This window comes from Croceibacterium salegens, from assembly GCF_009827435.1.
In the GTDB taxonomy this organism is placed as follows: Bacteria; Pseudomonadota; Alphaproteobacteria; order Sphingomonadales; family Sphingomonadaceae; genus Croceibacterium_B; species Croceibacterium_B salegens.
In genome coordinates this window covers 82,838-105,453 of the sequence record NZ_WTYM01000031.1, presented here as the reverse complement: position 1 = coordinate 105,453, position 22,616 = coordinate 82,838, and the positions used below count along the sequence as shown (strand labels likewise).

Below are 22,616 nucleotides of genomic sequence, written 5' to 3'. Positions count from 1 at the left end.
ACGGTGTTGAACGTCACATTATTCTCGACACGAACATCGTCGGTTCCATGCACCGTAACGCAACGGCTGTAGGTGTCGTGGATCGAGGCGTTCTCGATGTATTGCCCGGAGGCCTTGCCGATGATGTGCCAGTGGATCGGATAGCGGGCGAGGTGCATGTTCTGCCCCATTCGATAGAGCTCGACACCAGAGACGTACATTTTCGCGCCGGCCATCGCCATGATGTGCCCGCCGAAGTAGGTCTTCTCGGCGTCGTCCGAAGCCTGGACCTTGATGTTGCGCGTCAGCAGGCCGACTTCGCCGCGCTCGTCGACACCGTAGGTGATCTTGCCAAAGTGCATGTACTCCAGCGGGCGGTCGAGCGTGATGGCATTGCCGCTGATGGCGATAATTGTCCGCTCTTCGGCCTGCCGGGGATTGAAGTCGGTAGAGGCAAGTACGATCCGGTCGCCCTTGCGCCACTCGCTGGCATCCAGGACCTCGATCTTATTGCTGCCGGCGTCGGCCGTGTTCGCGAGCTTTGTCCAGGCGTTCTTCCGGTCACCATGAAGGTTCAGGGTGCCGCCCATGTTCAAGATGCCGCGGTCGCCCATCGTGTTGATGTCTTCGTTCGGCACGTTGTCCGTCAGCGTGATCGTGGCCTTGTGCCGGAAGGGCTTGGCCTCGCTGCCGATCTGCAGCTCGCCGCGGCGCAGGTAGATCCACTCGGTCTCAAGCCCGATGTCGAGATCGTCCGCGAAGCTGAGCTTGCCGTCGATGGTCAGGCTGCGCAGTTCCGGCGGATTTACGTCGAGGATGACATTCATGCCGCGGTCGATCGTGACCGCATCGCCCTTGGCCGGGACCTTGCCGTTGGGCCAAGTCTTGGGATCGGACCAGCGGGTGGCCTTGCCAAGCGTTACGGGAGCCCCCGCAGACACTTCATTATGGTCGTGGCTCTCCTGTGCGACCGCGCCGGACCCTAGCGACGCAGGAAGCAGCAAGGCAAATACGAACAGGCCACGCAGATTGCGCATGACGATCATCCCCTCTGCAGGGACTGCGAATCCCCCTTTTTGTCCTTGTCTATAACCCTGCAACGGATTGGCGGGTTTGACAAGCAGTCCGGAATATGGCTGATCAAGCCAGTTATTATTGCATTGCCTTCTTGGGCTTCGCACTTTGCGTGGTCCGATTGCGTCAGGATCACCACCCGTCGTTCGTCTGCTCGTCGAACGGGCGGGTGTCGGCGGGTTCGCTCTTGTAGGGCGGGCGCATCGGCAGGGTTCGGTCGCCCTTCCACGGGATCTGGTCGACTGCGGTCCAGGCGTTGACCTTTAGCCGGTAGAACACCCAGCGGCCGTCTTCCTTGATCAGGCGGTCGTCACGCGTGCCGATGCCGAACACGAAGTTGGTGTTGTAGTCGGCGTTCCACTGGATGATCTGGAAGAAGCAGCGCACCCGCGCGCCCTGCTCCATCGGGTCCATGATGAAGTGGCTCATCAGGTGCTGGCGGCCGTACCACCAGTGCTGGCGGTCGTACCACAGGCTGCGCAGGTTCTTGCGGATCGCCTCGTGGCCCTTGACCTTGCCTTGCCACAGGTGGTCGAATTCCGCCTCGCGGGCGAAGGTGGCGATGGCCTGTTCCTCGTCGGCGAGGTCGATGCCCCAGGCATAGCGGGCGAACAGTTCCTCGATCTCGCCCCGGTCCTGCGCCGGCATGACCTTGGGCACGCCATCGGGCCACGGATTTTCAGGCATTCGCAATTTCCCTCTCAATTTCGGAGGCGATACTAATCACAAATTTCGTCATTGCGAGGAGCGAAGCGACGAAGCAATCCAGCGCGGTGCTTGACGCCCTGGATTGCCGCGGGCCCTTGCGGCGCCTCGCAATGACGATACGGTACGTCGAGATAACGGAGAGGACCATGCCCGAGATTTTTCACCCCTATGCGAGCTTCGGCTTCCAGAACCGCATGCCGATGCGCTTCGAGGCCGACGTGTTCGAGTGCGAGATCGAGGGCGAGATCCCGCCCGAACTTGAGGGCGCCTATTACCGTACCGGGGCCGACCGGCAGTATCCGAGCCTGGAGGACGACATCATCCTGGCGGGCGACGGGATGTTCTCCATGTTCAGGTTCGAGAACGGCCACGTCAGCTTCAAGAGCCGCTACGTCCAGACCGAGCGGCTGAAGGCCGAGCGCGCGGCGCGGCGGCGCCTCTATGGGCACTACCGCAACAAGTATACCGACGACGAAAGCGTCTCCAACCTCCCCGAGCGCGACAACACCGGCAACACCTATGCCTTCGCCCACCACGGCGAGGTCTTTGCGCTGCGCGAGGATTCGCGACCCTACCGGCTCGACCCCGAAACGCTCGACACGCTCGACATTCCCGACTTCGGCGATCTCAAGTCGACCGCGCTGACCGCGCACCCGAAGATCGACCCGCACACCGGCGAATGGTGGAGCTATGGCGTGTTCGCCGCGGGAGGCCCGACCACCGAAGCCAGTCTCCACGTCTTCGACAAGGACGGCACGCTCATCCGCGAGGAACTGTTCCACACCCCATACCCCGGCCTGAGCCACGATTTCGCGGTGACGCGCGAGCATGTCGTGTTCCCGATCATGCCGCTGGTCGCCGACGAGAAGCGGCTGCGCGCGGGCGACCAGTATTACCAGTACGACCCCGACCTGCCGAGCAAGTGGGGGATCATGCCGCGCAATGGCTCGGTCGAGCAGATGCGCTGGTTCGACATCCCGGGCATCGTGATGGGCCATATCATGAACGCCTACACCGACGGCGATAGGGTGATCGTCGACACCCCCGTCAGCCCGGGCAACTGCTTCTGCTTCTTCAGGGACAAGAACGGCAACTTCCCGACCATGGCCGAGACGGTGACGCAGATCACCCGCATTACCTTCGACCTTTCGAAGGACGGCGACGAGGCGGTGACCATGGAGCCGCTGCAGGGCGCCTATGGCGACATGCCCAAGATCGACGACCGCTATGCGATGGAAAAGTACCGCATCGGCTACTTCGCCTTCCGCGACCCGCCGCGCATGGGCATCGCGCAGATCGACTGGGATACGGGCGAGATCGTCTACCACGACCTCGAAGCTGCCGCCGCGCAGGAGCCGGTCTTCGTGCCGCGCACCCCGGACTCGCCCGAGGGCGACGGCTATGTCCTGACCGTCGTCGACCGCTTCATCGAAAAGCGCACCGACCTCATGATCCTCGACGGCAACGACGTCAGCCGCCCGCCAATCGCCACGATCAAGCTGCCCTTCGCGCTGCCGATGAGCTTCCACGGCAGCTGGGTGGCGGCGGCATGACCGACCTGGCGAAAGCGAAAGCCATGCTCGAGGCCCGGCTCGCGGAGCTGGAGGAGCGGCTCGACAACATCCAGCGCGACCTCGACGAGCCGCACGATCCCGACAGCTCCGAACGTGCAGTGCAGATGGAGGACGACGAGACGCTCGAAGCGCAGGCGGCGCTGGCGGCGCAGGAAATCGCCTCGGTCCGCCGCGCGCTCGACCGGGTCGAGGACGGCGACTACGGCACCTGCGTCAAATGCGGCGAGGAGATCTCGGAAAACCGGCTGGCTGCCCGGCCCGAGGCTGCCCTGTGCATCAATTGCGCGAGCGGGAACTGACCTTGCGGCCGCTCCGCCTGCTCGCCGCGCTCGCCGCTTTCGTCCTCGCCACCCCGGCTAGCGCACAGGACTGCGACCGCGCCTGCCTCAAGGGGTTGCTCGACGGCTACATCGAAGCGCTGGTCGCGCACGAGCCCGGCCGCGTGCCGACCACTCCCGACGTGCGGATGACCGAGAACACGCGAGAGGTCCCGTTTGGTGAGGGCGAATGGCAGACCGTCACCGGCATCGGCACCTTCCGCCACGACTATCTCGACACCGGGGCGCAAGTCGCCGCGGCGCACGTCCACCTGCTCGAAGGCGCGATCCCGGTGCTCTATTCGGTCGTGCTCCACGTGAAGGACAGCCGCATCGCCGGGGTCGAGGCGATCGTCCACAAGGTCCAGCCCGGCGACCGCTTCCAGCCCAAGGTGCTGGGTGAACCGGTGCGCGGCATGGATACCACCGTCCCGCCGGGCGCGGCGATGAGCCGTGCCGACATGGTGCAGGCGGCGCTGTCCTATACCGAGGGGCTGAGAATCGGGAACTTCACCACGTCCGGCACGGGCTTCGCCAGCGAAACCTACCGCGTGGAGAACGGCGTCATCACTTCGGGCGCGGGCTGCCCGTTCTACGACTGCGGGATGTACGCAACGCCGCTGATGCTGCACCCCGACATTGCCGCCAGCGTCGCTGCGGTCGACGAAGAGGCCGGCACGGTCCTGCTCTGGATGAACTTCGGCGACACCAACAGCTACGGCCCCGGAAATGCACTGGTAACGCTGGAGGCGTTCAAGATCTGGGGCGGCCAGATCCACGCGATCAACGCCTTCTTCTCGTTCCTGCCGCACGAGGCGCGCCGCAACTGGACGACCACCGACCCGCTGCCCGCGGACAGCCCGTTCCCGCTCGGCGACTAGTCGGGATCGAACAGCAGGCGGCCGACCCCGGCGGCGAGGGCCGCCCCGCTAAGTTGCGCCACCACGAACAGCGGCACGTGCGCCGGGGCGATCCCGGCGAAGCTGTCGCTGAGCGAACGGACGACGGTAATCGCCGGGTTGGCGAAGCTGGTCGAAGAGGTGAACCAGTAGGCGGCGGTGATGTAGAGTGCGACCGCGGGTGCGATCCATTCGGGGCGGTAGCGCAGCGTGCCGAGGATGGTCAAAATCAGGCCGAAGGTGGCGATCAGTTCGCCCGTCCATTGGCCGATGCCGCTGCGCGCCTTTGCCGAGTACTGCAGGATCGGCAGGTCGAACATCAGGTGGACGGCGAAGGCGCCGAGCATCCCGAAGGCCAGCTGTACCAGCACGTAGAGCAGGCAATCGCGCCACGACATCTCCCCGCGCAGGGCCATGACCAGCGAAACCGCCGGGTTCATGTGCGCGCCCGATACCGGGCCGAAGACGACGATCAGAACGAACAGGATCGCGCCGGTCGCCAGCGTGTTGCCGAGCAGGGCCACGGCGATGTTGCCGCCCGCCAGCGCCTCGGCCATCACGCCGGAACCGATCACGCCGGAGAAGAGGAAGAAGCTCGCCAGCCCCTCCGCCGCTAGCTTGCGCGCCAGTTGGTTCACGCGGCGCCCTCCATCGCGCCGATATCCGCCAGCGCAATCTGCAGCGCACTGCGGTCAATCGTTTCGAGCGGCAGGGCGAGGAAGGCCTCGACGCGCAACCTCAACAGCCGCCAGGTCGCCCAGAACGCGGCATCGACTTGCGCCTCGTTGCCCTCGACCGCAGCAGGATCGGCCAGCCCCCAATGCGCGCGCAAAGGGGAGCCCGGGAACACCGGACAGGCCTCGCCCGCGGCGTTGCCGCACACGGTGATCGCGAGATCGATGTCGGGCGCGTCGGGTCCGGTAAACTCGCCCCACGATTTCGAGCGAAAATCATCGGTATCGAACCCCTCGCGCTGCAGCAGCCGCAGCGCGCCGGGATTGACCTGCCCGGCCGGGCGGCTCCCGGCGCTGAAGGCCTGCACCCGCCCCTCGCCAAGTCGGTCGAGCAAGGCTTCGCCGAGAATGCTGCGAGCGGAATTGCCGGTGCACAGGACGAGGACGTTCAGCATCGATGCGCCATGTGCCGCGATTGTTTCCGCCGCGTGACGTCAGGCCGTCACGCGGCCGACGAAATCCGCGAGCAGCGCTTCGGTGTCGGTCACGGGCGAGCCGAGGCTCTGAGCCGGGCTCAGGTGATTGTGCCCGGCGAGGTAGTGCATCTCCGGGTATCCGGCCTTGGCCTCGCCCCAAGCGCCAACGAGGCGCGCCGCCTCGAGCCGGAAGGCCTCGGGATCGAACTCACTGACCGTCAGGCACAGCGGGATCTCGGTATCGAGCAGGCCCGGTACGCAGTTCGCCGCAGGGTACCTGGCCGGATCGGTGCCGTAGTAGGCGCGGTGCATGTCGTTCGGCTCGGTCCCGACGGTGTCGTAGATGCCGCTCATCAGGACCGCCCCGGCAATACCGCCTCCGGGCACAGCATGGTGCGCCGGGTGCGCGACGTAGCTGGCGACGTGCACCGCGCCGGCGCTCTGGCCCGACAGGACGATCTTCTCCGGGTCGCCGCCGTACCTGGCGATGTTCTCGCGCAGCCAGCCGACCAGCAGGCCGAGGTCCTCCGGACCGCTAGGCCACATGTGTTCGGGCGCGAGGCGATAGGTGATGGTCACTCCGATCCAGCCCTGTCGCGCGGCGAAATCGCCGACGTTGCGGTAGAACGGGCTCGCCTCGTTGCGCTTGTCGCCCATGATGAAGCCGCCGCCGTGGACGAAGACGAAGACCGGCGCCCCGCTCACGCCCTCGCGGCGGTAGATGTCGAGCCTGTTGCGCTCGTGCGGGCCGTAGGCGTAGTCGGCCTCTTCCATCGTGGCGCTGTCCATGCCCTTGAAAAGCTGACTGAACATCATGCTCGTTCCGCCGAGCAGTTCGGGCGTCAGCTCGTAGCCGAAGGCGGCGATCTTCGTGCGCAGGTCGGGCGGCATCATGCGGCGTCTCCTATCAGCAGGACCGGCTTGATCGCCTTGCCGCTCTCGGCGTCGGCAAAGGCACGGTCGATTTCGGCGAAGGGGTAGAAGGTCAGAAGGCGGTCGAAGGGGAAGCGGCCCTGGCGCCAGTATTCGGCGAGCTGCGGCAGGAACAGGCCCGGATGCGCATCGCCGCCGAGGATGCCGCGCAGCTGACGCCCGCCCGCCAGCATGGCGAACATCTTTGGCGACCACTCCCCACGCGGTGCAGCGACGAACCCGGCGGTGCCGTTCATCGCCAGCGCCTCGAGCGCCCAGGTGTGGACCTCGGGGACGGTGGTGGTGTTGAAAGTGAAGCGCACGCCGCGGCCCGTGACGGCGCGGATCTTCTCGACCACGCCGTCCTCGTCCGCCGCGATGCAGTCGGTCGCGCCGAGTTCGCGTGCGAGGACGAGCCGTTCGCGGTTGAGGTCGATGGCGACGATGCGCTTCGCCCCGACCAGCTTTGCCGCCATGACTGCGCTGAGGCCCACGCCGCCGACCCCGAAGATTGCGATGGTGTCGCCGTAGCCCACCTTGAGCGCTTCGATCACCGCCCCCGCGCCGGTGACGACGCCGCAGCCGAGCGGACCGAGCTTTTCGAGCGGCAGGTCCTTGTCCATCTTCACCGCCGTGCGCTGCGGCACGAGGCAGTGGGTGGCGAAGCTCGACTGGCCGAAGAAGTGCGAATGGACCTTTCCGCCCCCACCTTCTTTAGCAAGCGAGGTCGAGCCGTCGAGCCGCTGCCCACCGAAACACAGCGGCATGGCGAGGTCGCAATAGGTCGGGCGGTTGCCGAGGCAACTCGGGCACTTGCCGCACGAGTTGCCGCTGAGAATGACATGGTCGCCGACCGCGAAGCCGGTCACCCCCTCGCCCAGTTCCTCGACCACGCCCGCGCCTTCGTGCCCGAGCACGATCGGGTGCGGCGCATGGCGGCCGGGGTGTTCGTGCAGGTCGGTGTGGCAGATGCCCGTGGCGACGAGCCGGATGCGCATTTCACCCGGACGTGGGGCCTCGAGTTCGAGCTCTTCGAGCGAGGGCGCGTGGCTCTCCGGATCGCGGCTGACAGCGGCGGTGATCTTCATGCGCCCGGCTTTCCGAGGTGATGATCGTCCTGGATGTCCGCCACCTTGCCCGTCTGGGTCAACAGGCTCTTGCGGCGCAGGAAGCGGCGCAGGCTTTCCGGCCCGATGCGCGGCGCGCCGTAGCCCGACCAGCCGAAGCTGTCCGAACCGAAGGTGCGCAGCTTCGCAAAGGTCAGAAAGGTGTCCTGCAGGAAGATGCCCCCCGCGTTGATCCGCTTGCCGATCGCCTTGGCCTCCTCGGCATCACCGGCAATGACGCTGGCGGTAAGGCCGAAGTGCGTGTCGTTGGCGAGACGGATCGCCTCTTCGGTGTCGCTGTAGGCCATTACCGGGATGCACGGGCCGAAGGTCTCGTCCTGCATGATCTCCATCTCGTGCGTCACGCCGGTCAGCACCGTCGGGCGCAGGTAGAGCCCGCCGCCGATATCCTCGATCTCGCCGCCGGTCAGGACCGTCGCGCCCTTGGCCCTGGCATCCTCGAGGTGCCGCATGACGATGGCGGCCTGCGGGGCGAAGGTGAACGGGCCGATGTGCCCGGCGCGCGGGTTGTCGGCGTTGAGCCGGACCTCCTTCGCCAGCGCCACGAGCTTTTCGACGAAGGCGTCGTGCACGCTTTCGTGGACGTAGACCCGCTCGACCGAATAGCAGACCTGCCCGGTCGCATAGACCGCGCCGCGCAGCACCGCTGTCGCCGCGCGGTCGAGGTCGGCGGTGGCGGTGACGATGCACGGGTCCTTGCCGCCGAGTTCGAGGTTGCACGGAATGAGCCGCTCGGCGCAGGCAACCGCGACCTTGCGGCCCGTCAGAACCGAGCCGGTGAAGCAGATCGTGTCGGCCTCGGCGATCACCGCCTGGCCGACATCGCCCGGGCCGGTGACGTAGTCGAACACCGCCGCCAGCTCGGGCACTTCACGCACCGTCTCGAACAGAGTCTCGATCACTCGCGGGGTGACCTCGCTCGGCTTGAGCAGGACCGCGCTGCCCGCGAACAGCGCCGGGATCGCATCGAGAAGCGCGAGCATCAACGGCGCGTTCCACGGGCTGATGACGCCGGTGATCGGATAGGCGACAACCTGGCTTTCGATCTCCACGGTCGGCATCGAGGTGCTCATGCCCTGCCATTCGAGATCGGTGAAGGCCTTGGGCGCATCCTCAAGCCAGCCGCCGATGTTGCCCATGGTGATGAAGCCCTGGATGTAGCTGGTGTGGCAGCCGCCAGTGTCGACCGCGTCGGCCTCCCCGATGTCCATCGCCCGCGCCTTCACCGCGCCGAGCCAGCGCGCCATCACCCCGCAGCGCGCACCCACGCCCATCGCTTCCCACACCGGCTGGTTGGCGCGCAGACGCGCGGCCTTGGCCGCCACTTCTTCGCGGCTTGCCACCGCGATAGTGTGATCAGCCTTCCCGGTGCGCGGATTGCGCACTTCGAGCACCTGTGTGTCAGCCATCGTCTCTCCTTGCGGCGGCAGAGTTACTGCCCCTCGCCACCGGCGCAAGCGCCGAGTTTGCAATTCTCAAATGCACCCTCTCGGAAGACCGCCAATCTCGCCGCGATTGACGGGCGTTCCAGCGCAAACCCCGGCCGGAAGGGGATACCGGGCCTGCGCAAGCCGTTGTTCTGACAGGTCGCCACCCCCCTTCGGCGTGCCGTATCAGGAGTACTGAAAATGAACGATCGCAAGAACCAGCAGCAGGAGCAGGGCAAGAACAAGCCCGCCAAGCAGCCGGGCGATTCCGGCCAGCACGACTTGCAGCAGGAGCAGCAGCAGCAGCAGCAGCAGGACGCCGAAAAGCGCCGCCAGGCAGAGCAGCAGGGCAACCCGCCGCGCCAGCCCGACGAATAGCCGCTTTCAGCGAACCAGCCACGCAAGGGCCGCCACTGGCGGCCCTTGTTTCGTCCGGGCCTAGAATCCGAAGCGGAAACCGCCCCAAACGGTGCGGGGCGCGCCGAGGTCCATCGATCCGCCCTGGTTGCGGGTGATGATCGTGGCATCGAACAGGTTCTCTGCGCGGGCAACGAAGCTCACCTGATCGAACAGCGGCACTTCGACGAATGCGTTGAGCGTGGTCGCCGATGGCAGTGCGTCGGTCTGCTGGTCGTCTTCGAACTGCTTGCCGACATAGCGCAGCGTGAGCGCGACGGTGGGACCGTCCATCGGACGCCAGCTTGCCGTCGCACTGGCCGCCCAGCGCGGAGTCTGCGAGGGGCGGAAACCGTCGAGTGCCGCTGCGAAACCGCTGCCGCGCTGGGTCGCCTCGGTATAGGCGAGCGATCCGTCGAAGCCGAAATCGCCAAACTTCAGCGCTGCGTCAAACTCGACGCCCGAGGCATCGATGGCATCGATGTTCTGCCGCTGGCGCAAGTTTGTGGCGATGGTGACGTTGGTGATCGCGTCCTTCAGTTTGTTGTCGAACACGGTAGCGGTCAGGCGCACTTCGGGCAGCGGGCGCCAGTCGAAGCCGACGTCCCAGCCTTCCAGCTTCTCGGGCGTCAGGTTCTCGTTGGACAGCGTGGTGACGGGGAAGACCACGAAGGGACGGTACAGCTCGTTTAGCGTCGGCAGGCGCAATCCGCTGTAGGCGGCACCGCGCAGCTTGAGGTTCTCGGCGATCTCGAGCACTGCCCCGCCGCGCCAGGAGAATTCCCAGTCGGAGCGGTTCGCAAAGGTGGTCGAGCCGGTCGGCGTCCCGGCGTCGTTCGCGGTGCTGTAGTATCCGTCGCGGATCGAGTAACGGTCGGCGCGCACGCCGCCGGTCAGGGTCACCGGTCCGAGTTCCCAGTCGTCCTCGGCAAACAGCCCGAAATCGGTGTTCACTCCCCCGGCGAAGCGCTGTTCGGTGCGCAGGCCGGAGAAGGCCGAATAGGCGTCCTCGAACAGGTCGCCCGCGCTGCGCCGGAAGTCGCCACCGAGGCGCAGGGTGTGCGCATCACCGACCGGCGGGCGGATCTCGATCTTGCCGCCCTGTCCTTCGGCCGGGGTGTCCTTCTGGTCGAGCACCGGCACGAAGCGGGTCGAGGATACCACGACGTTGTAGAAGTTGCGCCACTGGGCGTAACCGATGACGTCGAACTGCCAGTCGCCGCGCCCGACCAGGCGCAGGCTGACGTCCTGCCCCTCGCTGCCGGTATTGGCCCCGTCGAAACGCAGCACCCGGTCGTCGTCCCACGCCGCGCCGCGCAGCTGCACGGTCACGTCGCTGCCGAGCGATTGCACCACCCGGCCGCCGACCGACCAACTGTCGTACTTGGCCCGCACGCTGGCCGGGACGCGCTGGTCGTCGGGTGTGGTCCAGAAGCCCTTGCCGCGGTCCCAGCGCCCGCCGAGCGAAGCGTAACCGTTGCCGAGTTCGGGCGCGATCGTCGCCGACAGCTCGGTTTCCGAACGGTCGTTGATCAGCGCGGAGGCCTGCACCAACCCGAGTTCGCCAGCATCGGCGCTGTCGAGCTCGATCGTCCCCGCCAGCGCGCCCGCACCGAACGGCCCAGTGCCGCCGCCGCGGGTCACGCGGATGTTGCCAAGCCGGTTGGGATCGACAGCGTTGAAAGGGATGTAGCCGAAGAACGGATCCGACAGTGGCACGCCGTCGAGCAGCACCTGCGCGCGGCTAGTGGCGTTGCCGCCGATGGCGCGCAGCGTCACGCCTTGCGCGCTGGGGTTCGATGAGCGGCTGTCCGAGCGGCGGAACTGCTGGAACCCGGCGACGTTCGACAACGCATCCTCGAGCCGGCCCGATCCGGTGGCGACGATTTCCTCGCGGTCGATGTCCTGCACGTCGTAGGCGGGCGTGGCCGGCGTTACCGCCAGGCCCTTGCCGGTGACGATGATCGGCGTGCCGTCGATTGTGCCGTCGCCAGTGGTGTCCTGCGCGAAAGCCGGAACCGCCGCCAGCAGCACCGGTGCGGCCAACAGCATCCTCAATTTGCGCGGCATCCGAGTCCCTCCCTCGTTGACTTTGTCCGGGCGATGTAGCGGAGCTTGCTTGCCCTGTCATCCCGCCTTTGGCATTGCCGCTGTTAAAGGGAGACCGCCGCCGATGCGAAAAAGCTTTTGTTTGGCCCTGCTGATGGCGGCCTGTGCCCTGCCCTTCGCCACTGCCGCCTCCGGAGAGGAATCTACGAAGATGACCGCCACCCCGCCCACGGTCGCCGAGGACCACGCGGCGCTGCTCGCCAGCCCCGATCCGAAGCTCGCCGCCAACAAGAGGCTGGTCTACGACATGTACCGCATCGTGCTGCAGGCCGGCCTCGCCGACCGCGCCGGCGAGTTCATCGCCGATGACTACGTCCAGCATAATCCCAACGCCGGGCAGGGGCTGGCGGGCGTGCAGGACTACATCCGCAAGACCCGCCCCGAGCGGCCGATTGCCGACACGCTCGAACTGCCGCTGATCCAGCTGATCGCAGAGGGTGACTATGTGACGACCAGCTTCGTGAGGCCCGAGAAGGACAAGGACGGCGAGACCTATTACTCGACCTGGTTCGACCTCTACCGCATCGAAAACGGCAAGATTGCCGAGCACTGGGACCCGATGCTCAAGAGCGACCCGCCGATCGACCCCAACGACAAGAAGCTCTGACTCTCAGGCCTTGCTTGTCGCGAGCGAGGCCAGCAGCCTGTCGCGCTCCGCCTCGGTCGCTGTCAGGCGGTCGCGCAGGTTGACGATCTTGCCGTCGAGCATTTTCGCCCGCAAGGCCTGCAGGTCGAGGCCGACCTGGTGCGCGGCCCAGCCGATGTTCTCTTCCTCGTCGGGCCGGAAGTGCGAGCCGTCGGGCTTGGCGCCAAAGAGAACGAACCCGGCGAGGCCCTGCTGGTCGAGCATAGGCACCGCCAGTTCGCCGGGCAGGCCGCTGTGCGCGTGGGCCAGCTCGATCGGTTCGCGTTCGGTGCGCATAAGCGCGAAGGCGCGGGCTTCCTCGGGGTAGCATTCTGCCGCTGAAGGAAGCGCGCCGGTCTCGAGGCAGAAGTCCCCGTCATCGCGGCGCAGGTAGAGCGCCACTTCGGAAGTCTGCGCATAGCGGCGCAGTTCGGCGACGAATTCGCGGCACAGCGCTTCCGCCTTCGTGAACTGCCCTGCACTGCCGATGAAGCGCTTCAATTCGCCCTCGGAAACGTGCCACTTGTGGAAGAACAGCCGCTCGATGTGGTGCTCGAACCAGTGGTGCAGGTGGTGGAAGCTGAGGAACAGCAGCACTGCGATGATCGCGGTGAACACCGACCCGGCCTGCGGCCAGGCGTGCGGGATGGTAATCTTGGCGAGGTATTCGACCAGTCCGAACGCCACGAGGATCGTGAAGGCCACCGCGCCGTAGACCAGCGTGCGGTTGATAGCGAAGCCGAGGTCGATCACGCGGTGCTTGAGGATGGCGTAGGCGAACAGCAGCGAGCCGGCCACGCGGGTGACGCTCGATATGTTTATTACCGCGCGGGGAAAGACGTTCGTTCCCTTGTCGAAGTAGGCAAAAAGCAGGTTGCCAAGGATGCTCATGCTGACTGCGACAAACAGCAGGAACATGCGTTGCCCGGCCTGACTGTCGGCCTTGATCCAGCCGTACAAGAGGGTGCCCATGGTCAGCACATAGGGCAGCGTCGAGAGCCGCTGCGGGAACGCCAGCCAGGTCCGCGGGACCGCATCCAACAGCGTGGTCGCGCCGGCGAGTACGTTCATCATCCAAAGCAGCGAAGCCAGCACCATGCCGAGGCGCACGATCCACTTCAGTATTGCGGGCAGGCGGATTCCGGATTCTTCGAGGAAAGCCATAGCAAACGCTGGAAACGCGTAGGAAAGCACGATCATGAAATTGAAGGCAGCGGCGATCACATCCCTGCTGAGTGGTTCCAATGGTGCTGTGAAGAGCGGGAATGGGGTCAGGCTGACCAGACCCAGTCCGAGCAGGAACACGCTCCGACGGTCCGCCATCCGCCACAGGATGACTACCCCGACACCGTACATCAGCATGCGTGCCGCATCGTCGATCGCGCGATCGAGGGGGTTCGGCACAGCGAGGGCCTGTTCCTCGAAGTGAAGTATGGAGTTCGCGATCTCGAAAAGGTTTGTGGCAAGCGAATTGAAAAGGACGAAGGCGGCAAGCGCGAGCCACCCCGCGTTCGGCCGCCACGTATCCCGCTCAGGCTCTGCGCTGCTGCCGTGCATTGTGTGCCCCCCGTGCCGAACCCCCCAGCCCGGCTTGCGAGGACACGTTAGGGACTAGTTGCCCCCGCGGCCAGCCGCTCCCTGAGTTTTCTCAGTTCGCCTTCGGAAATACGGCCCGGCTCTTTCGCCGGCTTGCCTTCGCGCAGTCGCTCGCGGTCCTTCTTCGACGGCTCGACCGCGCGGACGCGGACCGGGGCGACGCCTTTGCGCAACATACCCAATTCTTCCGCCGCACCACGCGACAGGTCGATGATCCGCCCGCGCCCGGAGAACGGCCCGCGGTCGTTGACCCGCACGATGATCCGCTTGCCGGTGTCGAGGTCGGTCACTTCGACGTAGCTCGGCAGCGGCAGCGTGGTGTGCGCGGCGCTGATCCAGTCGGGCTGGTAGCGCTCGCCGTTGGAGGTCTGGTTGCCGGATTCGGGGCCGTACCATGTGGCATAGCCGAGCCGGTCGTAGTTGCTCTCGGCGCGCGGCGTGTAGGTCACCCCGCGCACCGTGTAAGGCGGGCCGATGCGCACCGGCACATCGCTGACCGGACGGAACTTGGTGCCGCCACCGCAGGCCGAAAGCGCCAGCAGCGCGGCTGCGACGCCTGATGCCCGGAGTGCCCTCGCTATCTCCATGGCGCACAGGATACGCCCGCCTCGCCCGGCCCGGAAGCTCCGCCGCCGCGCTATGCCCGGGACTTTCCGGTAGTTCTTGCGAATCGTTCTCAGGTCTGCTTGGAGGGACGCTCTATTGCGAGGGGTTCTCAAGTGGCGAGTGCGAATTCGGCGACGGTGCGGCTGCGCAGGGCGTGGTTCCAGGTACACAAGTGGATCGGGCTGCTGCTCGCAATCGTCATCATCCCGCTGTGCCTGACCGGCTCGGCACTGGTGTGGGACGAGTGGGTCAACGATGCGCTCAACCCGCAGCGCTCGTCGGCGGCCGTGCCGCAGCAGAACGCCGAATTCTACGCCGCCGCGGCGCGCCAGGCGCTCGAGTCGGGCGAAACGCTGCTCAGCCTGAGCTGGCCCGAAGGCGCCGGTGCGGTCATGGCCACCGCAGCCCAACCCGGCCCGCAGCGCGGACGCCCGGTGCGCACGCAGCTCTGGCTCGACCCGGTCGACGGGCGCGTGCTTGACAAGGCCAACAGCGGAGAAGGCGCTGTGCGAGTGATGCATGTCATCCACGGTTCGCTGATGATCCCCGAGGTCGGCCGCAAGGTCGTCGGCTGGATCGGCGTCGCCATGCTGATTTCCTCGCTCACCGGCCTGTGGCTGTGGTGGCCGTTCAAGGGCGGATTCACCCGGGGCCTGCGCTGGAAGCGCATGCCGACGACCAGCGGCAACCTGCACCACCAGGGCGGATTCTGGATCACCATCCCGCTCGCCATCCTCAGCTTCACCGGCGCGTGGATCAGCTTTCCGGCGTTCTTCGGCGCGCTGTCGGGCGATCCCGGCGGCCCGCCGCGCGGCCCCCGCGGCTTCGGCGCCGCGCCGATCGAACAGGTGATGATGAGCCCCGACGCCGTCATTGCCGCCGCAAAGCCGCTGGGCGAAGGCCCGCTGCTTTCGCTGTCGTGGCCGACCGAGCCCGACGCGGCGTGGTCGCTGCGCTACGAAGGGCTCGACGCTCCCGTGACGGTGTCCGACGCCAGCGGCGAAGCCACTCCGCCTCCTCCCGCCGAACCGGAATCGACCGCCCGCCTGATGCGCCGAATCCACGACGGCAACGGCATGCCGGTGTGGTGGCAGGTGCTGGTCTTCCTCGGCGGGCTGATTCCTGCCGGGCTGGCCGTCACCGGCGTGATGATGTGGCTGCGCGGGCGGAGGGTGAAGGGCAGCGTGCGCGCCGCCTTCTCTGCCCAAAACGCCGGCTAGGCGTCCTGCCCGAGGATAGAGCCACCGCGCACCTCGTCCATCATCCGGCAGTAGTTCCACGCCGGATCGCTCTTGGGCAGCGCCGTGTAGGCGGTGCAGCTCGCCGGCTTCCTGAGCGGGTACTGCTCGAGCGGGTCGCCGGCGATGTCGTAGAACTCGCAGGCCGCCGCCTCTTTGGTGCAGGTCAGCTTGTACTTCGCGTTGCGGATGCCGACGACCTTGATGGAATCCACCATCAGGTTGGTCGATTCCGTGACCACGAAATCGCTCCACGGATCGCGGTTGGCGCTCGCCTTGCCGGTGAGGATCGGGAACAGCGAACGTCCGTCGAGCGCCATTGTCCGCGCCCCGGTCTCGTCGGCGACCTTTTGCGGCACCGGCAGGCCGGCCATGTCGAGGATGGTCGAGAACAGGTCGACGACGTGGGTGATCTGCCCGCTGCTCGTCCCGGACTTCACGCCTGGCCCGCGAATGGCCATCGGCACCAGCGCGCCGCCCTGGTAGGCGCTGCCCTTCCCGCGATCCTTGCGGGTGATGTACATGTTGTCGATGAAGTCGAGCATGGGGCGCCCGTACATCGGCGTGCCGTTGTCACCGACGAAGATCACATAGGTGTCGGGATCGTCGATCGCGCTGAGCAAGTGGCCGATCAGCGTGTCCATCGCGTTGGTCATGGCCCGGAACTGGGTCTCGCCCGAACAGTCGCCGGTTTCCATCGTGCCGAACTTGCCGCCGCATGCCTCAACCTCGGCGCGGGTCTTTGCGTCGAGCGTGTCGGCATTGGGGATCATCATCGCGCTGGGGCGCTGGACGATCGTCGCATGGCTGAGGTTGAAAGCGACCCAGGCAAACCATGGCCGGTTCGGGTCGGCCTTTTCCTGCGCCCTGATCCAGTCGATCGCGTCGGCGGTCTTGACCACCCCGGCGAAGGTAGTCGGCGCGATACCGGGCAGCGAGGCGGTCCGCTCACCGGTGGTGCGGAACTCGTCCGGCGCGGTGGCATCGTCCTGCTCGTGGATTTCGTAGTCCCAGTATGTCCTCAGCGCGGCGTGCATGTTGCCTTCGAACCGCTCGAACCCGGCCTCCTTGGGCTTCATGCCCGGATAGTCCTTGCCGCCGCTGTTCGGAGCGGCCGGCAGCCCGGCCATGTGCCACTTGCCGAACACCCCGGTACGGTAGCCCGCGTCATGGAGCATGCGCACGAAGCTGTCGTGATGCTGGTCGAGCGCGTCGGCGTATGTCTGCACCCGGTGGCGCGAGGCGTTGAGCCCGGTCAGCAGCGAAGCGCGCGTCGGCGAGCAGAACGGTTCGGCCCAAGCCTGGCTGAAGGTCATCGACTGCCGCGCGAAGGCGTCCATCACCGGGGTCGAGGCGGGATGTCCCGCGATCCGGCGATACTCGGGGTTGTTGAAGCCCGAAGGGCCGTAACGCTCGGTCAACTCGTCGATCAGGCCGGGATACATGCCGGTCATGCCGTCCATGCCGATGTCGTCGGCGATGATCAGCAGGATGTTGGGGCGATCATGGCGGACGGCTGCGACCTGCTCTGGAGGGGCATCGGCTACGCATGACCCAAGCGCCGCCGCGGCTGCCAGCGCGAGCAGAATCCGTTTCATCAGTGCCCTCCCCCAACTCTCCGGTCCGACTTATGCCGGACCGGAGGGGGAAATCAAAGCGCGGGTTCGGCGTCGAGCAGGATGGTCTTGGTTTCGAGGTAGGCCCAGAGGCCCTCCTCGCCGCCCTCGCGCCCGATGCCCGACTGCTTGAAGCCGCCGAACGGCTGGCCGAATTCCATCCGCATGCCGTTCTGGCCGACGACGCCGGTCCGCACCTTGCGGGCGATGTCGTAGGCGGCCTGGGCGTCGGTGGTCATGACCGAGCCGTTGAGGCCGAAGTTGCTCTCGTTGGCGATGCGGATCGCGTCTTCCTCGTCCTCGGCCGGGATCAGGCACAGCACGGGGCCGAAGATCTCTTCCTGGGCGATGCGGCTCTTGTTGTCGACGTTCGCGAACAGCGTGGGCTCGATGTAGTAGCCCTTGTTCATGTGCGGCGGACGGTGGCCGCCGGTGACGAGATCGGCACCCGACTTGCGGCCTTCCTCGATGTACATTTCGACCCGGTCGAGCTGCCGCTTCATCGCCAGCGGGCCGAGCTGGGTCTCGGGGTCCGAGGGATCGCCGATCTTCACGCCCTTCATGACTTTGGCGATCGCTTCGGCCAGTTCGTCGTGGCGGTCCTTGGTGACGATCGCGCGGCTGAGCATGGCGCAGATCTGGCCGCTCATCATGGTGATGGTGTTGCCGAGGATGTTGGCCGCGTCCTCGATCGGGAAGTCGTCGCGGACGATGGCCGCGGACTTGCCGCCGAGTTCGAAGGTCGCGCGGGTCATCTTGGAGCCGCAGACGCTGGCGATGTGCATGCCTGCCGCCGAGGAGCCCGTGAAGCTGACCTTGTCGATGTCGTTCGAGTGGATCAGGTGGTCCGAGGCCTCGCGGTCGGCCGGGACGAGGTTGACCACGCCTGCCGGGATGCCTGCTTCCTCCGCCGCCTCGGCGATGATGTAAGCCTCGAGCGGGGTTTCCGGCGAGGGCTTCATGACGATCGTGCAGCCGGCGATCAGCGAATAGGCGACCTTGTTGAGCATGATGCCGAACGGTGCGTTCCACGGGGCGATGCCGACGACGACTCCGACCGGCTCACGCGCGATCACCGCGGTATCGACCATCAGGCCCTTGCGCTTCTCGGTCCACGGGAAGCTCTCGCCAAGCGCGGCAATCCCGCGCATGCCCATGACCGAGCCCATCTGCATCATCACCGAACGCTGCTCGAGCCCGCCGATCTGCGCGCACCAGGCGGCGGCGATCTCGGGCACGCGGCGTTCGAGCACGTCCGCCATCTTCATCAGCATCGCGCCGCGCTCGGCCGGCGGCATCGTCGGCCAGGGGCCCTCGTCGAACGCCTTGCGAGCGGCGGCGACCGCGCGGTCCATGTCGGCATTGCCGGCAGCGCCGACGCGGGCCACGATTTCCTCGGTCACCGGGCTTTCGACCTCGATGCTCTCGCCCGACAGCGGGGCGACCCATTCGCCGCCGATGAAGAGCTTGTCCGGATTGCGGATCATTACGCCTTGGGGGGTCATCACAAATCTCCTCTCGCCCGAGAGACTCGGGTCTTTGTGTCAGAAGTTACTCAGGATCGCGGCGCTGGGCGAATCCAATGGCTCGCCGCGTTTCTGCAGTTCGAGTTCGCGCGCGCGGAGCTTGCCCTGCGTGTCGATCAGCCAGGCGTGAATTGCCTTGACCTGGTCCTTGCTCAGGCGGTCGTCCCATGCCGGCATGCCGTTCGCAACCAGCGCGCCGTCGAGCACTATCGTATCGAAGGCATCGTGAATGTTGCCGGACATGCGCCGCAAGTCGGGAAGGCCGGCGCGCGGCTGGTTCGAATGGCATGCGGCGCAGTTGGCGGTGAACGTCGCCTGCCCTTCAGCGATCATCGCCGGGGTCACGCCGGAAAGCTGCGGCGGCGGAGCCGGCGCGGGCTCGAGCGGTGGGAGCTTTGCCGGAAGCGGGACTGCGCCGCCGCCGACCTTGAACACCAGCAGCCGGTTGGCGTTGCCGCGCTGGTAGGCGGCCGAATAGGGCGGTACGAAGCCCCAGCCGCCGCCGCCGAAACCGGTCTGCACGGCGACGTATTGCACCCCGTCGACGCGGTAGGTCATCGGTGCGGCCATGATCGAACTGCCGGTATCGACGCTCCACAGCTCCTTGCCGGTCTCCGCATCCACCGCGTGGAGCTTGCCCGCGAGGTCGCCGTAGAAGACGAGGCCGGAGGCCGTGACGAGCACGCCGTGGCGATCCTGGTAGCCGTCGCCGGGGATCGACCACCTGGTCTTGCCGGTCAGAGGATCGATCGCCCGCACCTCGTTCGACTGCGGCAGATCCATCGCCGTCTTGTAGGTCGGAAGTGCCTTGACCTGCTCCTGGATCAGCGGAGGCAGAGTGGCGAGTACACTGGGCAGGTCGGCACCGAAGATCGCCGCGACGCCGGCGTTCATCCCGCCCTTGATCCGCTCGGGCCGATCGGGACCGGGTACCCAGAACAGGTTCCCCATGTCGATGACGTGGGCGAAATAGATGTTGCGGCCCGGGTCATAGGCCGCCGGATACCAGTTGCGCGCGCCCGGGCTGGCCGGAAAGATGATCTGCGGCCCGTTGCTGTAGTCGCTCGTCTCCGGCGTCAGATGCGGCTTGCCGGTCGCAAGGTCCCACGTGTCGGCCCAGCTCGTCCGCACGATCGGGTTGGCGGCGAGCGGCTTGCCGGTCTCGCGGTCGACCACGAAGAAGAAACCGTTCTTGGGCGTGTGCAGGATGACCGGGCGTTGTTCGCCGCCGACGTCCAACTGCGCGAGGATCATTGGCTGGGTCGCGGTCAGGTCCCATTGGTCCTGCGGGGTTTCCTGGAAATGCCACTTCATCGCCCCCGTCTTGCGGTCGAGCGCGACGAGGCTGTCGAGATAGAGATTGTCGCCGCCGCCGGGGCTGCGGATCTTCATCGGGTAGGGACCGCCGTTGCCGACACCGACGATGACCTGGTCGAACTGCGGATCGTAGGTGATCGCGTCCCACGCCGTGCCGCCGCCGCCGATATCCCAGCGCGTGTCCTTGCTCCAGGTCTCGAGCGCCGCCTCGAGCTCGGGCGATTCCTGCGGGCCGTCCCTGGGATCGTGCGGGATGGTCCAGAAACGCCATGCCTGCGTGCCGTCGGAGACATTGTAGGCGGTAACGTAGCCCCGCGTGTCGTATTCCGCCCCGCCGTTGCCGATGACGACCAGATCGCCGGCAAGCTCGGGCGCGCCGGTGCTAGTGTAGGCGCGTTCGTGGTCGACGATGGTGTCGACCTTCCACAACACCTCGCCGGTCTTGGCGTCGAGCGCGTAAAGCATGCCGTCGAGCGCCGCGGTGAAGACCTTGCCGCCCGCCACCGCCAGGCCGCGATTGGCCTGGTCGCAGCACGCGGCACGGTTGGCCTGCATGTCGACCTCCGGGGTGAAGCTCCACAATTCCTCGCCGGTCGCGGCATTGAGCGCATAGGCGCGGCCGAGATTGCCGCTGGCGTACATCACCCCGTCGATGACGATCGGGGTCGATTCCTGCACGCGGTTGGTGCCGAGGTCGAATTCCCACGCGAGGCCGAGCTGGCCGACATTGTCGGCCGAGATGTCGGTCAGCCGTGAGAAATGGCTCTCCGCCCAGTCGCCGCCCGGGTTGTCCCAGTTGTCGCCCGCGCCATAGGTCGAAGTATCGACCGAGTTGGTATCGCAGGCGGCGAGCGCCAGCGCGGCAAGCGCAACGAGTGCCCTCACTGCGGCCACGCCCCGCGATACTGCTCCATCACCGAGCGCAGCGTGCGCGGCTTGCGGCCGGTGATGCGTTCGACGTCGTTGGACTCGACGTCCATGAAGCCTTCGCGGATCGACTGGCCGAAGGTCACCATGCCCTCGCTTGCCCACGGGATCGGCCCGTCGGGCACGACGTCGGAGGCCTTGCGGGCAACGCCGAGCGAGTCGAAGTACCGGAACATGCCCTCGTCATCGACAGGCTCGACCACGATCGGCTTGCCGGCCATTTCGGAGACCAGCGCCATCGCGTCGGGCAGGGTCCACATCTCCGGTCCGGTGACGTCGACGGCCGTGTTGGCGTGCCCGTCCTGCGTCAGCACGCCGACCGCAGTCGCCACGCAGTCGTCGCGGCTGACGATCGGCACGCGGCCCGCGCCCGAGTTCTCGGGCTTGTGACCGGCGGCCAGCGCCGGGATCGCCATCGCGGTGGCCACGGCCTCGGCATAGAGGCTGTCGCGCAAGTGCGTGAACGCGAGGCCCGAGGCTTCGATCATCTTTTCGGTGGCGATGTGGTCGAAGCCTTCGACCGAAGGATTGCCCGGCGTGCGCACCCCGAGCAGCGAGGTGTAGACGACGTGCTTCACGCCGGCCGCCTTCGCCGCCTCGACCGCGGCGGTGTGCTGCTCGACCCGGCTGCCGACACGCACGGTCGAAATCAGCAGCAGCTTCTCGCCGCCCTGCATCGCCCCGACGAGCGAGGTAGGGTCGTCGAAATCGCCCGCGCGCACGCTGGCCCCGGCCTCGGCGAATTCCGCCAGCTTGTCGGGCGAGCGGCTGAACACGATCAGGTCCTCCGCCGGAATCTGCTCCAGCAGCATCCGCGCCGCCGCCATGCCGAATTGCCCGGACGCGCCGGACACGATCACTTTGCCCAAGAATCCTCTCCTTACTTGGCGGCGATCATAACGGGTGTTACGATTGATTCAACAACCGGGAGAGTCATCTTGAGCAAGCTATCCGTCGAGGACCGCCTCGGCCTGCAGGACCTGATCGCCGCCTATTCGTGGGCGCTCGACACGGGAGACGCCGAAGGTCTCGTCGCCTGTTTTACCGCGGACTGCGTGATGAGCGAGGAAGTGTTCGAGGATCCCGACATCTGGGAAGGCCACGAGGGCATCCGCGGGCTGATGAAGCACTACGCCAACGCGCCGGGCTTCCCCGGCCGCCAGCACCATGTAACGCAGGTCCAGTACATGCCGCAGGATGACGGCAGCGTGAAAATGCGCGGCTTTGCCTTCGTCACCGAATGCGAGGGCGAACCGCCCTACCTCCTGCGCTTCACCGGCTGGTACGACGACCACGCGGTCAAGGAAGCCGACGGCGAATGGCGCTTCAAACGCCGCACCGTGCGGCTGTGGGACGGCGAGGTGCTGAAGAACTTCCCGGGACGCGGGCATTGGGTGGCGAGGAAGCGGCCTGAGTCGCTGATTATTCGGCGGTAGCGCGATCCGCTCTGGATTGCTTCGTCGCTGCGCTCCTCGCAATGACGATCATAGGTT

General features: G+C 66.5%; 21 protein-coding genes. 7 read left to right on the top strand and 14 right to left on the bottom strand.

Annotated features, from left to right (window positions below; all coding sequences use genetic code 11):
- Together GRI89_RS05570 and GRI89_RS05565 are read right to left on the bottom strand one after the other, a co-directional pair.
- Positions 1-1,016, bottom strand: a 1,016-nt coding sequence (locus tag GRI89_RS05570) for a G8 domain-containing protein (RefSeq protein WP_201290872.1), incomplete at its 3' end; no start/stop codon positions are given.
- A gap of 169 nt (positions 1,017-1,185) precedes the next feature.
- Entirely contained in the window at positions 1,186-1,740 is a 555-nt protein-coding gene (locus tag GRI89_RS05565; RefSeq protein ID WP_159793054.1) for a nuclear transport factor 2 family protein, read from the bottom strand.
- Positions 1,741-1,907: 167 nt separating this feature from the next.
- On the opposite strand from GRI89_RS05565, the gene GRI89_RS05560 reads away from it, so the two are divergent.
- Genes GRI89_RS05560 through GRI89_RS05550 form a run of 3 tightly spaced genes read left to right on the top strand, consistent with a single transcriptional unit; the run spans position 1,908 to position 4,533 of the window.
- Positions 1,908-3,314, top strand: a complete 1,407-nt coding sequence (locus GRI89_RS05560; RefSeq protein WP_159793052.1) for a carotenoid oxygenase family protein — start codon at positions 1,908-1,910, stop codon at positions 3,312-3,314.
- Positions 3,311-3,634 (top strand): TraR/DksA family transcriptional regulator, encoded by a 324-nt coding sequence (locus GRI89_RS05555; RefSeq protein ID WP_159793050.1) that lies wholly within the window; start codon positions 3,311-3,313, stop codon positions 3,632-3,634. The genes GRI89_RS05560 and GRI89_RS05555 overlap by 4 nt, the downstream gene beginning before the upstream one ends.
- Before the next feature lie 2 nt (positions 3,635-3,636).
- Entirely contained in the window at positions 3,637-4,533 is an 897-nt protein-coding gene (locus GRI89_RS05550) for a hypothetical protein (RefSeq protein WP_159793048.1), read from the top strand.
- Here the strand turns inward: GRI89_RS05550 and GRI89_RS05545 are convergent.
- From GRI89_RS05545 to GRI89_RS05525, 5 genes are read right to left on the bottom strand one after another with little or no spacing between them, the layout of a single operon-like run.
- Entirely contained in the window at positions 4,530-5,180 is a 651-nt protein-coding gene (locus tag GRI89_RS05545; RefSeq protein WP_159793061.1) for an aquaporin, read from the bottom strand. The two genes, GRI89_RS05550 and GRI89_RS05545, sit on opposite strands and share 4 nt — an antisense overlap.
- A 5-nt stretch (positions 5,181-5,185) precedes the next feature.
- Positions 5,186-5,680 (bottom strand): arsenate reductase ArsC, encoded by a 495-nt coding sequence (locus tag GRI89_RS05540; protein ID WP_159793046.1) that lies wholly within the window; start codon positions 5,678-5,680, stop codon positions 5,186-5,188.
- 39 nt (positions 5,681-5,719) lie between these two features.
- On the bottom strand, positions 5,720-6,595 hold the full coding sequence (locus GRI89_RS05535; RefSeq protein ID WP_159793044.1) for an alpha/beta hydrolase: 876 nt from the start codon (positions 6,593-6,595) through the stop codon (positions 5,720-5,722).
- Complete coding sequence (locus GRI89_RS05530; protein WP_159793042.1) at positions 6,592-7,701, bottom strand: NAD(P)-dependent alcohol dehydrogenase; 1,110 nt, start codon at positions 7,699-7,701, stop codon at positions 6,592-6,594. Before GRI89_RS05530 ends, GRI89_RS05535 begins: the two co-directional genes overlap by 4 nt.
- Positions 7,698-9,149 (bottom strand): aldehyde dehydrogenase family protein, encoded by a 1,452-nt coding sequence (locus GRI89_RS05525; RefSeq protein WP_159793040.1) that lies wholly within the window; start codon positions 9,147-9,149, stop codon positions 7,698-7,700. Before GRI89_RS05525 ends, GRI89_RS05530 begins: the two co-directional genes overlap by 4 nt.
- A 219-nt stretch (positions 9,150-9,368) precedes the next feature.
- On the opposite strand from GRI89_RS05525, the gene GRI89_RS17785 reads away from it, so the two are divergent.
- Entirely contained in the window at positions 9,369-9,545 is a 177-nt protein-coding gene (locus tag GRI89_RS17785) for a hypothetical protein (protein WP_201290871.1), read from the top strand.
- 60 nt (positions 9,546-9,605) lie between these two features.
- On the opposite strand, the gene GRI89_RS05520 is transcribed toward GRI89_RS17785, so the two are convergent.
- Positions 9,606-11,633, bottom strand: coding sequence for a TonB-dependent receptor (locus tag GRI89_RS05520; protein WP_159793038.1), 2,028 nt, complete (start codon positions 11,631-11,633; stop codon positions 9,606-9,608).
- A gap of 190 nt (positions 11,634-11,823) precedes the next feature.
- Between GRI89_RS05520 and GRI89_RS05515 the strand changes: the two genes are divergently transcribed.
- Positions 11,824-12,279, top strand: coding sequence for a nuclear transport factor 2 family protein (locus GRI89_RS05515; RefSeq protein WP_159793036.1), 456 nt, complete (start codon positions 11,824-11,826; stop codon positions 12,277-12,279).
- A 3-nt stretch (positions 12,280-12,282) separates the two neighbouring features.
- Here the strand turns inward: GRI89_RS05515 and GRI89_RS05510 are convergent, their stop codons facing one another.
- Together GRI89_RS05510 and GRI89_RS05505 are read right to left on the bottom strand one after the other, a co-directional pair.
- On the bottom strand, positions 12,283-13,854 hold the full coding sequence (locus GRI89_RS05510) for a GAF domain-containing protein (protein ID WP_159793034.1): 1,572 nt from the start codon (positions 13,852-13,854) through the stop codon (positions 12,283-12,285).
- 47 nt (positions 13,855-13,901) lie between these two features.
- Positions 13,902-14,480, bottom strand: coding sequence for a septal ring lytic transglycosylase RlpA family protein (locus GRI89_RS05505; RefSeq protein WP_159793032.1), 579 nt, complete (start codon positions 14,478-14,480; stop codon positions 13,902-13,904).
- Positions 14,481-14,612: 132 nt separating this feature from the next.
- Here GRI89_RS05505 and GRI89_RS05500 point away from each other — a divergent pair, with 132 nt between their 5' ends.
- Complete coding sequence (locus tag GRI89_RS05500; RefSeq protein WP_328598103.1) at positions 14,613-15,719, top strand: PepSY-associated TM helix domain-containing protein; 1,107 nt, start codon at positions 14,613-14,615, stop codon at positions 15,717-15,719.
- On the opposite strand, the gene GRI89_RS05495 is transcribed toward GRI89_RS05500, so the two are convergent.
- From GRI89_RS05495 to GRI89_RS05480, 4 genes are read right to left on the bottom strand one after another with little or no spacing between them, the layout of a single operon-like run.
- The gene (locus GRI89_RS05495) at positions 15,716-17,335 is read right to left on the bottom strand and encodes a sulfatase family protein (protein WP_159793028.1); all 1,620 of its coding nucleotides are present in this window, start codon (positions 17,333-17,335) and stop codon (positions 15,716-15,718) included. The two genes, GRI89_RS05500 and GRI89_RS05495, sit on opposite strands and share 4 nt — an antisense overlap.
- A gap of 53 nt (positions 17,336-17,388) precedes the next feature.
- Positions 17,389-18,858 carry an aldehyde dehydrogenase gene (locus GRI89_RS05490; protein ID WP_159793026.1) on the bottom strand — a complete coding sequence of 490 codons (1,470 nt, stop codon included), beginning with the start codon at positions 18,856-18,858 and terminating at the stop codon, positions 17,389-17,391.
- 39 nt (positions 18,859-18,897) lie between these two features.
- Positions 18,898-21,081: a PQQ-dependent dehydrogenase, methanol/ethanol family gene (locus tag GRI89_RS05485; protein WP_328598102.1), complete on the bottom strand. Its 2,184-nt coding sequence runs from the start codon at positions 21,079-21,081 to the stop codon at positions 18,898-18,900.
- Positions 21,078-21,983: an NAD(P)H-binding protein gene (locus tag GRI89_RS05480; RefSeq protein WP_328598106.1), complete on the bottom strand. Its 906-nt coding sequence runs from the start codon at positions 21,981-21,983 to the stop codon at positions 21,078-21,080. Before GRI89_RS05480 ends, GRI89_RS05485 begins: the two co-directional genes overlap by 4 nt.
- 78 nt (positions 21,984-22,061) lie before the next feature.
- Between GRI89_RS05480 and GRI89_RS05475 the strand changes: the two genes are divergently transcribed.
- The gene (locus GRI89_RS05475; RefSeq protein WP_159793022.1) at positions 22,062-22,559 is read left to right on the top strand and encodes a nuclear transport factor 2 family protein; all 498 of its coding nucleotides are present in this window, start codon (positions 22,062-22,064) and stop codon (positions 22,557-22,559) included.
- Positions 22,560-22,616: the final 57 nt, after the last annotated feature.

Bases quoted from the DNA above. Each gene is read 5' to 3' on its own strand.
- GRI89_RS05565 (WP_159793054.1), bottom strand. From the start codon at position 1,740: ATGCCTGAAAATCCGTGGCCCGATGGCGTGCCCAAGGTCATGCCGGCG.
- GRI89_RS05560 (WP_159793052.1), top strand. From the start codon at position 1,908: ATGCCCGAGATTTTTCACCCCTATGCGAGCTTCGGCTTCCAGAACCGC.
- GRI89_RS05555 (WP_159793050.1), top strand. From the start codon at position 3,311: ATGACCGACCTGGCGAAAGCGAAAGCCATGCTCGAGGCCCGGCTCGCG.
- GRI89_RS05540 (WP_159793046.1), bottom strand. From the start codon at position 5,680: ATGCTGAACGTCCTCGTCCTGTGCACCGGCAATTCCGCTCGCAGCATT.
- GRI89_RS05535 (WP_159793044.1), bottom strand. From the start codon at position 6,595: ATGATGCCGCCCGACCTGCGCACGAAGATCGCCGCCTTCGGCTACGAG.
- GRI89_RS05530 (WP_159793042.1), bottom strand. From the start codon at position 7,701: ATGAAGATCACCGCCGCTGTCAGCCGCGATCCGGAGAGCCACGCGCCC.
- GRI89_RS05525 (WP_159793040.1), bottom strand. From the start codon at position 9,149: ATGGCTGACACACAGGTGCTCGAAGTGCGCAATCCGCGCACCGGGAAG.
- GRI89_RS17785 (WP_201290871.1), top strand. From the start codon at position 9,369: ATGAACGATCGCAAGAACCAGCAGCAGGAGCAGGGCAAGAACAAGCCC.
- GRI89_RS05520 (WP_159793038.1), bottom strand. From the start codon at position 11,633: ATGCCGCGCAAATTGAGGATGCTGTTGGCCGCACCGGTGCTGCTGGCG.
- GRI89_RS05515 (WP_159793036.1), top strand. From the start codon at position 11,824: ATGACCGCCACCCCGCCCACGGTCGCCGAGGACCACGCGGCGCTGCTC.
- GRI89_RS05510 (WP_159793034.1), bottom strand. From the start codon at position 13,854: ATGCACGGCAGCAGCGCAGAGCCTGAGCGGGATACGTGGCGGCCGAAC.
- GRI89_RS05505 (WP_159793032.1), bottom strand. From the start codon at position 14,480: ATGGAGATAGCGAGGGCACTCCGGGCATCAGGCGTCGCAGCCGCGCTG.
- GRI89_RS05495 (WP_159793028.1), bottom strand. From the start codon at position 17,335: ATGAAACGGATTCTGCTCGCGCTGGCAGCCGCGGCGGCGCTTGGGTCA.
- GRI89_RS05490 (WP_159793026.1), bottom strand. From the start codon at position 18,858: ATGACCCCCCAAGGCGTAATGATCCGCAATCCGGACAAGCTCTTCATC.